Genomic DNA, 13,795 nt, shown 5'->3' with positions numbered 1-13,795 from the left:
GAGCTCGCGAGTGGCGGGGGGCAGGGAGGTCCTTCTGCTTCAGCGGTGCCGGCGGACCCCGAAGACGATGTCCTCCCAGGCCGGGATGCGGGCGCGGGGGTCCTCGGTCTCGGGGTCGCCGAGCCGGCCCAGCACGACGGTGTCCCGGGTGGCCAGGTCGTCCCCGTCGTCCGCGCCGTCGGAGTGCGCGCCGTCCGCGGCGCCGGTGTCCCGCCCGGCCGCGGCACGGCCGGCGTCCTGCGGCTCCGCGTCCTGCGGCACCGCGTCGGCGGGGACGGGGTCGACCCGCACGTCCTCCGCGGGCCGCTCGTCGTCCCGGTCGGCGTGCGCCGGCTCCTGGGCGGGTGCGTTGCCGGGGGAGCGGACCACGGAGATGGGGCGCCGCGGGTCGACCGGCGGCGTGCCGGCCGGCACGTCCGGGACGACGCGCACCAGCCGGGTGCCCTCGGCGAAGTCCGCGGTCGCGGCGTCCACCGGGGTCACCGTGCGGGCCGGCAGGTCGAAGCTCCACAGCGTGGTCCCGGACTTGTGGCCGGCCCGCCAGGCGGCCTGCACCTGCCAGGTGCCGTCGTCGCTGCGGTGGGCGTCCCAGCGGACGGCGTCCAGGTCCGCGCCGAGCAGCCGGAGCCGGTCGGACATGAACTGCTCCAGCGGCACCGAGGGGGTGCCCTCCGACAGCCGGACCCGGGCCTCGCGGGCCTGCTCGGCGACCCGGGTGCGCTCCTGCAGCACCGGGTGGGCGAACCGCATGATCCGCTCGACGGAGGTGCCCGAGGCGCCGGCGACCTGCTCGGGGGTCTCCCCGGCCCGGATGCGGGCCTGGATCACGCGCGGCGGCAGCGAGTCGGCCACCTCGATCTGGGTGACCCGGTTCCCGTCGCCGCGCGCCGCGGCCCGGAGCCGGTCGTCGATCGGCACCAGGAACCGGTCGGCGGGGTCGGGGGCGTCCGGCCCGTCGGGTGCCAGCACCAGGTGCTTGCCGTCGTCGGAGAGGGCCACGAGGCGCAGGGAGCGCATGAGGGCGTCCTCCAGCGGGATAGGGGAGGTCCGGGGGAGCGGACCAGTCACGCGAGGCTATCCGCGCAACACCAGCCCCACCCGTAGACACGCCCGGGTGGGGCGCCGGCCGGGGGAACTCGGACGGTGACCGTCCGGTCGCTGCCGCGTGGGGGGCGTGCCAGAGTGGGCGACCCGGTGCGGGCGCGGCCCCCGGGGTCATGTGCCCGAAACACCCGGCGGGCATGGTGGGACAGGTGCCGGGGGCGGCAGCGCTCCCCGGACAGGAGGGGGCTCGCGTGTGCGGCATCTCGGGTGAGGTCAGGTTCGACGGCGGCATCGCGGACGTCGCGGCGGTCGCCGCCATGTGCGACCAGCTGTCCCGGCGGGGACCGGACGGCTCGGGGGAGTGGCAGTCCGGGCCGGTGGCCCTCGGGCACCGGCGACTGAAGATCATCGACCTCAGCGACGCCGGCGCCCAGCCGATGGTTGACCCCGAGCTGGGGCTCACCGTCGTCTTCAACGGCATCGTCTACAACTACCGCGAGCTGCGGGCCGAGCTGCAGGCCGCCGGGTACCGGTTCTTCTCCACCTCCGACACCGAGGTGGTGCTCAAGGCCTACCACCGCTGGGGCGCCGCCTGCGTCGAGCGGTTCCTCGGCATGTTCGCCTTCGCCGTGGTCGAGCGGGCCACCGGCCGGGTGGTGCTGGGCCGGGACCGGCTGGGCATCAAGCCGCTGTACGTGACCCGCGCTCCGGGGCGGGTCCGGTTCGCCTCGTCGCTGCCGGCACTCGTCCGCGCCGGCGGCGTGGACACCGACATCGACCCGGTCGCGCTGCACCACTACATGTCCTTCCACTCCGTCGTGCCGGCCCCGCGCACGATCCTGGCCGGGGTCGGCAAGTTGCCGCCGGCGACGGTGCGCACCTACGAGCCCGACGGCTCCGAGTCCGACTGGGAGTACTGGCGGCCGGTGCACGAGCGCCGCGCCGACCTCGCCGACCTGCACCCCGTCGAGTGGCAGGAGCGGGTGCTGGAGTCGCTGCGGGTGGCGGTGCGGCGCCGGATGGTCGCCGACGTCCCGGTCGGCGTACTGCTGTCCGGCGGCCTGGACTCCAGCCTGGTGGTGGGACTGCTCGCCGAGGAGGGGCAGCGCGACCTGGCCACCTTCTCCATCGGGTTCGAGGCGGTCGGCGAGCGGTCGGGTGACGAGTTCGCCTACTCCGACGTGGTCGCCGAGACCTTCGGCACCGACCACCACCGGCTGCTGGTGCCCACCGCCGAGGTGCACGCGGGCCTGGACGGCGCCATCGGCGCGATGTCCGAGCCGATGGTCAGCCACGACGCGGTGGCCTTCTACCTGCTCGCCCAGCAGGTCAGCCAGCACGTCAAGGTGGTGCAGAGCGGGCAGGGCGCCGACGAGGTGCTGGCCGGCTACGACTGGTACCCGCCGCTGGACGGCGTCCCGGTGGAGCGCGCCGTCGACGCCTACGCGAGCGTCTTCGTCGACCGGCCGCACGACGAGCTGGCCCGGATCCTGACCGACCGGTGGACGGTCACCGAGGACGTCAGCCGGGCGTTCGTCGCCGAGCACTTCGCCCGCCCCGGCGCGGACACCACGCTGGACCGCGCCCTGCGGCTGGACTCGACGATCATGCTGGTCGACGACCCGGTCAAGCGGGTGGACAACATGACGATGGCCTGGGGACTGGAGGCCCGGGTGCCGTTCCTGGACCACGAGTTCGTCGAGCTGGTGGCCGCCGTCCCGCCGGAGCTGAAGCTGATGCACGACGGGAAGGGCGTGCTCAAGGACGCCGCCCGCAAGGTGATCCCGGCGCACGTCATCGACCGGCCCAAGGGCTACTTCCCGGTGCCGGCGATCATCGACCTGCACGGCGAGTACCTGGAGACGGTGCGCGCGGCGCTGCACGCCCCCGAGGCCCGCGAGCGGGGACTGTTCCGCACGGAGTACACCGACCGGTTGCTGGCCGACCCCAACACCGCGCGCACCACACTGGGCTCCAACCAGCTGTGGCAGGTCGGGCTGCTGGAGCTGTGGCTGCAGCGGCACGGGATCCGCTGACCCCTGCGCCGGTCAGTCCCGGCCCGGCGTCCGCCGATGGCTGACCCGACCGTCCCGCACCGGGACCCCGCCCCGAGGAGGTGAGATGACCGACGCCCTGCGCACCGGGGGCCTGCCCACCGGCGTCCGGCTCGCCATCGCCGAGATCGCCGGCGCCGCCGGCGCCTGGTGCCCGGCGCTGTCGCCGGGTGGCGACCGGATCGCCTACGTCTCCGACCGGTCCGGCCTGCCGCGGCTGGAGGTCGCCACCCTCGACCAGCAGACCCCGCCCGCGGTGCTGTCCGGGCCCGACGAGGAGGTCGTCTCGGTCGCCTGGTCCCCTGACGGCACGTGGCTGGCCTACCTGGTCAGCCCCGGCGGCTCGATCTGCGCCCAGCTGCACGCCGTCCGCCCCGACGGGACCGACCGGCACCTGGTGGCCGGAGAGGACCCGCGGGCCACTGTGTTCGCCGGCGGGTGGACGTCGGTCGCCGACCACTACGTCTGCTCCATCGCCCCCGGGGACGGGCCGGACGCCGACGTCGTCCTGGTCGACGTGGTCAGCGGCGCCCAGCGCACGCTGGCCCGCGGCGGCTTCCTCGCCGTGACGTCGGTGGCCCCTGGTGAGCAGCGGCTGCTGGCCCGGCGCGGGCCGCGCGGCCACCGGCACGTGGTGCTCGTCGACGTGGCCACCGGCATGCAGCGGCGGGTGCTGCCGCTGGGCGCCCCGGGCGGCTCGGCGTCCGAGGACGGCCGGTTCGGGCCCGGCGGGCACTCGGTCTTCCTGCGCGCGTCGCTGCCCGAGCTGCCCGGCGTCCCGGGCAGCGACCGCACCGGGCTGGTGCACGTCCCGCTCGGCGACGGCGGCGTCCCGCTGCCCGGGCGGGTGCTCGTCCGCCGTCCCGACGCCGACCTCGACGCCTACGCGGTGCGCGCCGACGGGACGGCGGTGTGCGTGTGGAACGCCGGCGGCGTCACCGAGCTGGAGGTCCGCGACCTGGCCGACGGCGCGCTGGTCCGCGCCGTCCCGCTGCCGTTGCCGGTGATGCCCGGCTGGTCGCTGTCCGGCGACGGCACGGCGCTGCTGGCCGAGCTCACCGGCCCCGCCGAGCCGCGCTCGCTGTGGCAGCTGCCGCTGGAGGGCGCCGAGCCGGCCGCGCTGCCCTCGACCCCGCACCGCCCGGACCCGCACCTGATGGTGACCCCGGTCCGCCGGTGCTACCGCGCCGACGACGGCACCGAGCTGGACGGCTGGCTGTACACCCCGCCGGGCGTCGTCGGGCCCAACCGCACCGTGGTCAGCTTCCACGGCGGCCCGGAGGGACAGGAGCGGCCGGCGTTCTCGCCGGTCGCCCAGTCCCTGGTCGCCGCCGGGCTCACCGTCTTCGCGCCGAACGTGCGCGGCTCCGGTGGGCGCGGGCGGGCCTTCCAGTCCGCCGACGACGGCGCGGACCGGGAGGCGTCCTTCGCCGACGTGCCGGCCACCGTGCGCTTCCTCGAGGAGTCCGGCGTCGCCCGGCCCGGCCGGGTCGGCGCGCACGGCTGGTCCTACGGCGGGTACCTCACCCTGGTGGCCCTCACCCGGTGGCCCGACCTGTTCGCCGCCGGGGTGTCGCTGGCGGGGATGAGCGACCTGCGCACCTTCTTCGCCGGCACCGAGCCGTGGATGGCCGCGGCCTCGGTCACCGAGTACGGCGACCCGGTCACCGACCGGGACATGCTCGCGGCGATCTCGCCCATGACGGCGCTGGACCAGGTGCGCGCGCCGGTGCTGCTGGCGCACGGCGACCGGGACACCAACGTGCCGGTGCTGGAGTCGGTGCAGGCGCACCAGGCCCTCGCCGCGCTGGGTGCGCCGGTGGAGCTGTTGCTGCTCCCCGGCGAGGGACACACTGTCGTCGGCCGGGCCAACCTGGTGCACCTCACCGAACGGGTGACCGACTGGTTCGATCGGTGGTTGTGAGCGTGGTCCGCAGTGCTGCGAGGTGGTGGCCGGTGGTTCGATCGGCGGTCGTGAGGCAGCCATGACCGACACCGCCGGGCTCTTCGCCCGATATCCGGGATCAACCGTCGACGAGGCGGTCGACCCCGACGGCCACGTCCGCCCGGGGTACGAGCCGGTCGCCCGGTGGCTGGAGGAGCTCGGCGCCGTCGGCCTGGCCGCGGTCACCGGGGACATCGCCCGGGAGCGCCGGTCCCGCGGGGTCGTGTTCGGGACCTACGTCGACGGCCGCCTCCAGGAGCGTCCCTTCCCGCTGTGCCCGGTGCCGCGGGTGGTGCCCGGCGACGAGTGGGCGCAGCTGGCCCGCGGCGTGGAGCAGCGCACCCGCGCGCTCAACGCGTTCCTCGACGACGTCTACCGGCCGGCCGGACGGCGGCGCACCGACGCCGAGCGGGACCCCGGGATCGTGCGGGCCGGGGTCATGCCCTCCTGGATCGTCTCGGCCAGTCCGGGACTGCGGTCCGGCGCGGTCGGGATGGCCTGGTCCGGCCAGGCCCGGATCACCGTGGCCGGCCTGGACCTGCTCCGCGGCCGCGACGGCTGGGTGGTGCTCGAGGACAACCTGCGGGTGCCCTCGGGGATCGGGTACGCCATCAGCAACCGGGACAGCTCCCGCACGGCGGCCCCCGAGCTGCACACCGGCCGGCACGCCGCCGGGCTGGCCGACCCGCACGAGGCCGTCGACCTGCTCCGCGCGGCCCTCGTGGAAGCCGCTCCACCGCGCTGCGACGGGCCACCCCAGGTGGGGCTGCTCAGCGACGGGCCGCACAACACCGCCTGGTTCGAGCACCGGCTGCTGGCGGAGGCGATGGGCGTCCCCGTCGTCACCCCCGACGACCTGTGGCCCGCGCCCTCGGGCGGGGTGGCCGCGCAGGTCGGCGGCGAGCGGGTGCCGGTGCACGTGCTCTACCGGCGCTTCGACGAGGCCGACCTGGCCTCGCACCTGACGCCCAGCGGCACCCCGGTCGACGTCCTGCTGGGGGAGGCGGTGCGGGCCGGGCAGCTGGCGCTGGCCAACGTCCCGGGCAACGGGGTGGCCGACGACAAGGCCACCTACCGGTACGTCCCGGAGATGATCCGGCACTACCTGGGCGAGGAACCGGTGCTGGCCACGGTCCCGACCTGGCTGCTGGCCGACGACGCCGACCTCGCCGCGGTCCGCGGGCGGCTGCACGAGCTGGTCGTCAAGCCGGTCGACGGCTACGGCGGGCAGGGCGTGGTGTTCGGCCCGCAGTGCTCGACCGCGGAGCTCGCCGAGCTGCAGGCTGAGGTCGCCGCCACCCCGCACCGCTTCGTCGCCCAGGAACCGGTCGACTTCACCACCGTGCCGACCGTCGTCGACGGGGTCATCGCCCCGCGGCACGCCGACCTGCGCGTGTTCGCGGTCGCCGGGGCCGGCAGCACCCGGGTGCTGCCGGCGCCGCTGACCCGGGTGGCCCTGGAGGAGGGGTCGCTGCTGGTCAGCTCCAGCCGCGGCGGCGGCAGCAAGGACACCTGGGTCCCGGGCGCCTGAGGAAGGACCGTCCTGCCCCCCGCCAGGAGGACCTGAGCCTCGCCACCCGCCTGGTCAGGCCGGAACTGCCATCCCGGCCGCGGACAGCACCGCCCGCGCCGCCGGCCCGGCCAGCAGCACCTCGGGCAGGTCGGCCAGCGCGGCGCGCATCGGTCCCTCCCCGCCGAACTGGAAGCCCAGCTGGGTGCGGTAGCGGGCGCAGGCGTCGGCCCGCCGGTCCGCGCGCTGGGGCAGCCGCACCGGCGCCAGACCGCTCGGCAGCGCCTCCCCGGCCACCGCGTCGGGCTGCCGCAGCACGTAGGGGGAGTCCCGCCACCACAGCACCGGCCGGTCCAGGGCGGCGACCGCACGCAGCACCTGGAGGTGGTCGACGTGCGCGCCCAGCGCCTGCGGGGCCAGCCACAGGTCCGCGGTCAGCCCGGCCAGCCGGTCGGCGACCTCGCGCCAGACGTCGTCGTCCGGGTGCACCCCGCCGAACAGGTCCGCGGCGCTGGTGTAGCCGCGGTGCGGTGCCTCGGGCAGGTCGAGGTCCACCGGGATCGCGCCCAGCTCGGCCAGCGCCGCGTCGTTCTCCGCGCGGCGCAGCGCCATGTAGTCGGCCTCGGCGGGCAGGCCCTTGTCCAGCTGGCAGGCCAGCGCGAAGCCGGTCGGGTCCGGGACGCTGCGGGTGAAGCAGGTGAGCACGGTGACCTCGTGCCCGGCGTCGGCGAGGGCGGCCAGCGTCGCCCCGGCGGAGAACGCCGCGTCGTCCAGGTGCGGGCTGACCGCGAGCACGCGCATCAGAGCAGGTGCGCCGCGGCGCGGAAGCGGCAGCCCGGGTCGACGTGGGTGGGTGGCGTCCAGTCCAGGTCCGGGGCCGTGCCGGCCAGCTCGGTGTAGACCCGGTCGATCGCGGCGGCCAGCACCGGCCAGGAGTACAGCCGGCGCACCTCCTCCAGCGCGGTCGTCGCCAGCCGGGTGCGCAGCGGCGCGTCGGACAGCACCCGGTCCAGCGCGGCCGACAGGCCGGCGACGTCGCCGGGGGCGTGCAGCAGGCCGTTCTCCTCGTGCCGCAGGCAGTCGACGACGCCGACGCTGTCGGTGCTGACCGTCGGCAGCCCGCTGGCCATCGCCTCCAGCAGCGTGTTGCTGAACCCCTCGCTGTAGGTGGGGCTGACGAAGACGTCGGCCGACCGGTAGACCTCCGGCGCCCGGTCCGGGGGCACGTACCCCAGGAAGGTCGTCCGTCCGTCGGCCCGTGCCCTAGCCTCGTCGAGGTCCGGGCCGATGCCGGAGACCACCAGCCGGACGCCGTCCGGCAGTGCCTCCAGGAGGTCGAGCACGCCCTTGCGCCGGTCGACCCGGCCGTGGAACAGCAGGACCGGCGGGTCGGCCAGGCTGCCCAGCGGCCGGCCGGCCGGCGTGAAGCGGCCGGTGTCGGTGGCGCCCGGGACGATCCGGAAGCGCGCCGGGTCGGTGCCCAGGTTGCCGACCACCTCGTCGCGGAAGCTGGCGCTGCCGATCAGCACCGCGCTGGCGCGGTCGAGCACGGTGCGCATCGCCTCGGCGTGGGTGTCGCAGCAGGTGCCCACCCAGTGCCCGTCGCCGCCCTGGATGCTGACCACGGTGGGCAGCCCGGTCTCCCGGGAGGCCAGCAGCACCGCCAGCCCCGGGGGGTAGCCGTACTGGGCGTGCAGCACGTCGAAGGGCCGCTCGCCGTGCAGGTCCACCACGGTGCGCACCAGGTCGGCGACGTCGGCCTCGAAGTCGGCCGGCACCACCGTCTCGCCGCGACTGGGCCGGGCCACCACCCGCACCCCGGCGGGCACCCGGTCGGCCGGCGGCGGGCCGCCGCCATAGACCCGGGTGCCGGCCTCGTCGTCCCGGTACTGGCTGACCAGCGTGACGTCGTGCCCCAGGGCGACCAGCTCGCGCAGCAGGTTCTCCGCGTACACGCTCATCCCGCTCACCGCCGGCCAGTACCGGCGGCTCACGAAGCAGATCCTCACCGCTCGGCCTCCCGGAGCAGCTCGAGGGAACGCGGCACCATCTGGTGCGCGCGGTGGCCGTCCCGGGACAGCTCGAGGGTGACCAGCCGGTCGTAGCCCGCGGTCCGCAGCGCCGCCAGCACCGCGGGCAGGTCGACGTCGCCCTCGTCGAGGGGCAGGTGGTCGTGCACCCCGCGGCGCATCCCCTCCACGGCGACCGTCCCCAGGTGCGGAGCGAACGCGGCCACCGCTTCCTCGGGGGAATGGCGCCCGCTGACCACGCAGTGGCCGGTGTCCAGCGCCAGGGTCAGGCCGGGCACCTCGGCGGCGAGCGCGGCCCAGTCGTCGGCGTCCTCGACGAGCATGCCCGGCTCCGGCTCGACCGCCAGCGCGTAGGGCCGCCCGCCGTGGCTGTCCACCAGCGCCCGGACGCCGTCCACCAGCCACTGCCGGGCCTGCTCGCGGTCGACCCCGGGCTGCGGCACGCCGGCCCAGAAGCTGACCGCCTCGGCCTGCAGCACGCCGGCCAGGTCGCAGGCCAGCCGCAGGTAGGCCAGCCGCCGGGCCCGGCCCTCGGGTGTGGGGTTGACCAGGGTCGGCTCGTGCTTGACCCGCGGGTCGAGCAGGAAGCGCGCCCCGGTCTCCACCACCACGCCCAGGCCGAGCTCGTCGCAGCGGGCCCGGACCCGCTGGGCCTGGTCGAAGGCGTCCGGGGCGAAGGGGTCCAGGTGGTGCACGTCGAGGGTAAGGGCCACCCCCGCGTAGCCGGTGTCGGCCAGGAAGGACAGCGCGTCGTCCAGCCGGTGGGAGGTCAGGCCGTTGGTGTTGTAGGCGTACCGCAACGCGGTCATGCCGTGCCTCCGGCCACCGCCGCCAGCGCCGCGACGTGCCGGCCGGGTTCCCGGTACAGGGCGTACAGCTCCCCGACCGCGCGGTCGGCGCCGGCCCGGTCGAACCAGGCCGGGCCGCCGAGCCGCTCCTCGGCCTCGGCGGTGAGGTGCACCCGCGCCCAGCCGCCCGGGTCCGCGCCGACGGCGACGAGCCCGGCGCCGGGGCCCTCGCCGCGGTCCAGCAGCCGCCGGACGCCGCGCTCGCCGATCCGGCCGTAGGACATCGTCTCGACCTCCAGCCCGGGCACCAGCACCTTGGCCGCGACCGCCTCGCCCTGCGAGGGCTGCAGGTCGACGAGCACGTCCAGCCCTGCGCTGCCCATGGCGGCGACGACGTCGACGTCCCCGCCGGTGGGCAGGTCGGTGAACGCGACGGTGCTGCGGTGCGACAGGACGCTGTCCCGCAGCAGGTCCACCAGCCGGTCGGTGCCCATCCGGGTCCACGCCAGCATGGCCTGCAGAGCCCGGTCCTCCTCGACCATCCGCTCCGGCGGGTGCCCGCGCAGCCACTGGTCGAGGTAGCCGGGCGGGGTCGCGGCCGCCACGGCGTCCAGCGGTCCGTGCATGAACGCCTTGCGGCTGCGGGCGGCGGCGAACTCGTGCAGCGCCTTGCGGACGGCGGCGTCCCGGTCCGGGGAGGCGGCCTCGCCGCAGGCGGTGACCATCATCGGCGTGGGCTCGGAGCCGTCCCGGGAGCAGCCGACGGCGTAGACGTCGACGACGCCGAACCCGGTGCCGGCCAGCTTCACCAGCACGTCGATCCCGGCGGCGTCGAGCCGGTCGAGCAGCGCCAGCGCGTCGGGATCGCACAGGCCGGCCAGGTCGAGCACCACGCCCTGGTCCAGCGCCCGGAAGGTGGTGGCGTTACCGTCCCGCTGGAGCACCTCCAGCAGGGCGTGGGTGACCGCCCGGTCGGCGTCGAAGGCCGCGCCCTGCCCGTTGGTGATCACCGTGGTCAGCCAGCCGCCGGGCGGCGGGTCACCGGTGAGCTCCTCCGGGGCGGACGCGACCAGCTCGGCGGGCACGAGGACCGACTCGCCGTCCCGGGTGCGGGTCATCGGCAGCCACTGCAGCACCCGGTCGTCGTCGTAGCGGCTGCCGGCCTCCAGGCACAGCGTGCGCGGGTCCTGTACCCGGTCCCGGCCGCGCTCGCGGGCCAGCGCGCGGTAGGAGCCCTGCACCCGGGGCAGGTCCTGGTGGGCGCGGACGGACAGCGCCATCTCCGCCATCTCGCCGAGCGCGCCGGTGCGGGCCTCCTCGCGGGTGGCGCCGTAGCCCAGGCCGCTGCCGCCGGGGTGCGCCGGCGAGGAGGACAGGAACGCGCTGTGCAGCGGCACGTCCAGGACGTCCAGGCCCTCGATGGCGAACTCCTCGACCCCGGCGGGGAAGGAGTCCAGGTACCGCTGGGACGGGGTGCTCACAGCTCCGCCAGCGGGACCGGTGCGGCGTCCGGCGGCCCGGACAGCAGCCGCTGCACGAGGTGGACGACGTGGTCGGTGGTCACCCCGGGCACCAGCTCGAACGGCGTGGCCACGGTGCCGAACTCCAGCTCGGCGACCACCGCCAGGTACTCGCGCAGCTCGCCGTGCGACAGCGGGATCTGGGCGTGGAAGGCCTTGTGCGCGCTCAACCCGACGGGGGCGCCGTCGGCGTCCAGGTCGACCTTCAGCGAGTCGCCGCAGAACAGCACGTCGCGGCGGCGGTCGTGCAGCACGGAGTGCCCGGGGAAGTGCCCGCCGGTGCGGTGCAGGGTCAGGCCGGGCGCCAGCTCCAGGACGTCGTCGGCCGGCCAGGTCACCCGGAAGGCCTTGGTCCACTCGAGGTCCCGCACCCCGACGCAGACCACCCGCGGCTCGAGCTCGAGCTGCAGCTGCCACAGGGCGCCGTAGCCGTGCACGTGGCTGGACGCCAGCACGTCGAGGCCGCCGGAGGCCGACGCCATCCGGCGCAGCTCGGCCAGCATCTCCGCGGTGTACCAGGGGGCGCACTCGAAGCCGACCAGCCCGGCGTCGGTCTCGATCACCCACCCGCGGCTGTCCAGCCCGAAGCGTGGCTCGGTGCCGAACTCGGTGACCCCGGGGACGGCGGTGGGCCGCCAGAAGCCGGTCACCAGCTCGTCGGCCTGCTTGGCGGTGACGAACTCGAAGCCGTGCTCGGGCAGCGCGTTGCGCACGTCCGCGCAGACCGGGCACACCTGCGGCCCGGGGGCCGGCCAGCGCTGCCAGTGCCCGCAGTTGGTGCAGGCGAAGGCGGGCAGGTCGGGCAGCAGCCCGCGGTAGGGGTTGGTGCTGGGGGAGGTCACGAGGCGACTCCGGTGCGGTCGGTGGCGGTGTCCAGGGCCTGCACGAGCAGGCGGTGCAGCGCGAGGTCCCGCTCGGCCGGGTACGGCCAGGCGGTGGCGCCGGTGACGGCGGCGCCGAAGCCGGCGAACTGCGCGGTGAAGGGGTCGGTGCCGGCGAACGGGACGTCGACCGGGTCGGGCCGGAACAGCGTCAGGGACCCGCCGGCGGTCTGCCCCATGGTGTCCACAGCCACCGCCATGCCCCGGGTGCCGACCACCTCCAGCCGGCGGCGGGGGAGTGCGTCGGGGCAGTTGTAGGCCACGTGCAGGTCGACCAGCACGCCCCCTGCGGTGCGGCCGGCCAGCAGCGCGCCGTCGTCGACCGGGTAGTCCTGCACCCGGGTCTGCAGCAGCGCGGACAGCTCGACGACGTCCTCACCCAGCAGCACGCCGGCCAGGTCGAGGCCGTGCGGCGCCAGGTCGATGGCGGCGCCGCCGCCGGCCCGGGCGCGGTCGACCCGCCAGTTGTCGTGCGGCCGGCCGTCGGGGGACCAGTCGGCCGGCAGCCAGCAGCAGTAGACGACCCGGACGGCGGTGACGGTGCCGAGCTCGGGCAGCAGCTCGCGCAGCCGCACGTGGGCCGGGTGCCAGCGCTGGTCGTACGCGGTGCCCAGCAGCACCCCGGCGCGGTCGGCGGCGGCGACCGTGGCCTCCGCGTCGGCGACGTCGGCGGCCAGCGGCTTCTCGCAGAGCACGGCGACCCCGGCGGCGGCCGCGGCCTCGACCAGCTCCCGGTGCGTGGAGTTGGGCACGGCCACGTAGACGGCGTCGAGCCCCGGGGTGGCGAGGAACGCGGCGAGGTCGGGGGTCCGCGGTGCCTCGACGGGCATCCGCGCCAGAGCGGCCGGGTCGCGGTCGTGCAGGGCGACCACCCGGGCGCCGGGCACCTGCAGCAGCCCGGGGACGGCATGGTCGCGGGCCACCCAGCCGCAGCCCGCCACCCCCCAACCGACCCCGGTCACCACTGCTCCGGCAGGTCGACGAGCAGCCGCCGGCGGGCCGCATCCGCGGGCAGCGGGTCCGGCCAGCGGGCCGGCAGGTGCCCCGAGCGCGGGCCGTACTCGGCGGCGTACCGCTCGCTGGGCCAGCGGAGCACGCCGTCGACGTAGAGCGGGTTGGGTCGCAGCGGCCCGAGCGGCCGGCCGAGGTCCACCGGCGCGGGGCCGCGGAGGTCCCCGGCCACCAGGCCGACCGCCTCGCTGCCGGTCAGCTCCGCGGCCGGCGCGGGGCGGGGAGCGCGACCCTCGAGCAGCGCCCGGGTCAGCTCCTCGTCGTCGTAGAGCACCCGGGCGTCGAGCACCGCGGCGTACTCCTCGGGGGTCGACGGCTCCCCGTGCGGGTCGGCCACGTGGGCGTGTCCGACGACGACGGTCCCGCCCGGACCGGCCAGCGCCCGCAGGGCGGCCGCCGCAGCCGGCTTGTCGCGGACGAAGTAGAAGGCGTCGTGACAGGTCACGTACGCCGGCCGGGTGACCTGCAGGTTGGGGAGCGCGGTCAGGTCGGCGCACACGTAGCGGGCGCCGGGGCAGACGAAGCGCTGGGCCAGCCACAGCTTGGCCCAGACGACGTCCAGCCCGAGGAGGTCGCGCACGCCGCGGCGGGACAGCTCGCGGAGCTGGGCGCCGGTGCCGCAGGCCACGTCGACGACCGGTCGGCCGCCGGGCCAGTGCTGCTGCAGCAGCGCCAGGGCGGCCAGGTGGGTGGGGTCGGACCACCGGTGGGTGAAGTAGTCGGCGACCCGGCCCATGCCCAGCAGGTGCATGGCCTCGCGCAGGGACGTGGCGGCGGGCACCCGGGCGAGCTGCTCGGCCGGCGGCGGCGGCTCGGTCCACCAGTCGTCGGCGTCGGCGAGCAACAGCACCCGGGCGCAGTCGGTCTCGCCGTGGGCGAGCAGGCCGGCCACCTCGGCGGCGAGCTCCTCCCGCCCGGCGCGCGCGAACGGGATGCCGTCGACCACCGGCACGGTCGCCACCGCGGTCACGGTGTCGTGGTCCGCTCCCGCGGCATGCTCCGCTCCTCGCTC

The 13,795-nt window shown here is 76.3% G+C and carries 11 protein-coding genes; 3 read left to right on the top strand and 8 right to left on the bottom strand.

Going from position 1 to position 13,795, the window contains the following annotated elements:
* Positions 1-39 precede the first annotated feature (39 nt).
* Positions 40-1,017: a septation protein SepH gene (gene sepH, locus ACWIX6_RS20450; protein ID WP_448614273.1), complete on the bottom strand. Its 978-nt coding sequence runs from the start codon at positions 1,015-1,017 to the stop codon at positions 40-42.
* 278 nt (positions 1,018-1,295) lie between these two features.
* On the opposite strand from sepH, the gene ACWIX6_RS20445 reads away from it, so the two are divergent.
* From ACWIX6_RS20445 to ACWIX6_RS20435, 3 genes are all read left to right on the top strand, one after another.
* Positions 1,296-3,080 carry an N-acetylglutaminylglutamine amidotransferase gene (locus ACWIX6_RS20445; RefSeq protein ID WP_448614272.1) on the top strand — a complete coding sequence of 595 codons (1,785 nt, stop codon included), beginning with the start codon at positions 1,296-1,298 and terminating at the stop codon, positions 3,078-3,080.
* Between the two features lie 85 nt (positions 3,081-3,165).
* Positions 3,166-5,022, top strand: a complete 1,857-nt coding sequence (locus ACWIX6_RS20440) for a S9 family peptidase (RefSeq protein WP_448614271.1) — start codon at positions 3,166-3,168, stop codon at positions 5,020-5,022.
* A 61-nt stretch (positions 5,023-5,083) separates the two neighbouring features.
* A complete protein-coding gene (locus ACWIX6_RS20435; RefSeq protein ID WP_448614270.1) occupies positions 5,084-6,574 on the top strand; it encodes a circularly permuted type 2 ATP-grasp protein in 1,491 nt (496 codons plus the stop codon).
* Positions 6,575-6,628: 54 nt separating this feature from the next.
* On the opposite strand, the gene ACWIX6_RS20430 is transcribed toward ACWIX6_RS20435, so the two are convergent.
* From ACWIX6_RS20430 to ACWIX6_RS20400, 7 genes are read right to left on the bottom strand one after another with little or no spacing between them, the layout of a single operon-like run.
* Positions 6,629-7,354, bottom strand: a complete 726-nt coding sequence (locus ACWIX6_RS20430; RefSeq protein ID WP_448614269.1) for a PIG-L deacetylase family protein — start codon at positions 7,352-7,354, stop codon at positions 6,629-6,631.
* Positions 7,354-8,547 carry a glycosyltransferase family 4 protein gene (locus ACWIX6_RS20425; RefSeq protein ID WP_448614268.1) on the bottom strand — a complete coding sequence of 398 codons (1,194 nt, stop codon included), beginning with the start codon at positions 8,545-8,547 and terminating at the stop codon, positions 7,354-7,356. Before ACWIX6_RS20425 ends, ACWIX6_RS20430 begins: the two co-directional genes overlap by 1 nt.
* Positions 8,548-8,558: 11 nt before the next feature.
* Positions 8,559-9,392 carry a sugar phosphate isomerase/epimerase family protein gene (locus ACWIX6_RS20420; RefSeq protein ID WP_448614267.1) on the bottom strand — a complete coding sequence of 278 codons (834 nt, stop codon included), beginning with the start codon at positions 9,390-9,392 and terminating at the stop codon, positions 8,559-8,561.
* A complete protein-coding gene (locus ACWIX6_RS20415; RefSeq protein WP_448614266.1) occupies positions 9,389-10,852 on the bottom strand; it encodes a YcaO-like family protein in 1,464 nt (487 codons plus the stop codon). Before ACWIX6_RS20415 ends, ACWIX6_RS20420 begins: the two co-directional genes overlap by 4 nt.
* Positions 10,849-11,733 (bottom strand): MBL fold metallo-hydrolase, encoded by an 885-nt coding sequence (locus ACWIX6_RS20410; protein WP_448614265.1) that lies wholly within the window; start codon positions 11,731-11,733, stop codon positions 10,849-10,851. Before ACWIX6_RS20410 ends, ACWIX6_RS20415 begins: the two co-directional genes overlap by 4 nt.
* Positions 11,730-12,734 (bottom strand): Gfo/Idh/MocA family protein, encoded by a 1,005-nt coding sequence (locus ACWIX6_RS20405; RefSeq protein ID WP_448614264.1) that lies wholly within the window; start codon positions 12,732-12,734, stop codon positions 11,730-11,732. The genes ACWIX6_RS20410 and ACWIX6_RS20405 overlap by 4 nt, the downstream gene beginning before the upstream one ends.
* A complete protein-coding gene (locus ACWIX6_RS20400; RefSeq protein ID WP_448614263.1) occupies positions 12,731-13,744 on the bottom strand; it encodes a class I SAM-dependent methyltransferase in 1,014 nt (337 codons plus the stop codon). Before ACWIX6_RS20400 ends, ACWIX6_RS20405 begins: the two co-directional genes overlap by 4 nt.
* Positions 13,745-13,795 lie beyond the last annotated feature (51 nt).

This window comes from Modestobacter sp. URMC 112 (genome assembly GCF_053502575.1).
This window is presented reverse-complemented; position numbering and strand designations above follow the sequence as displayed.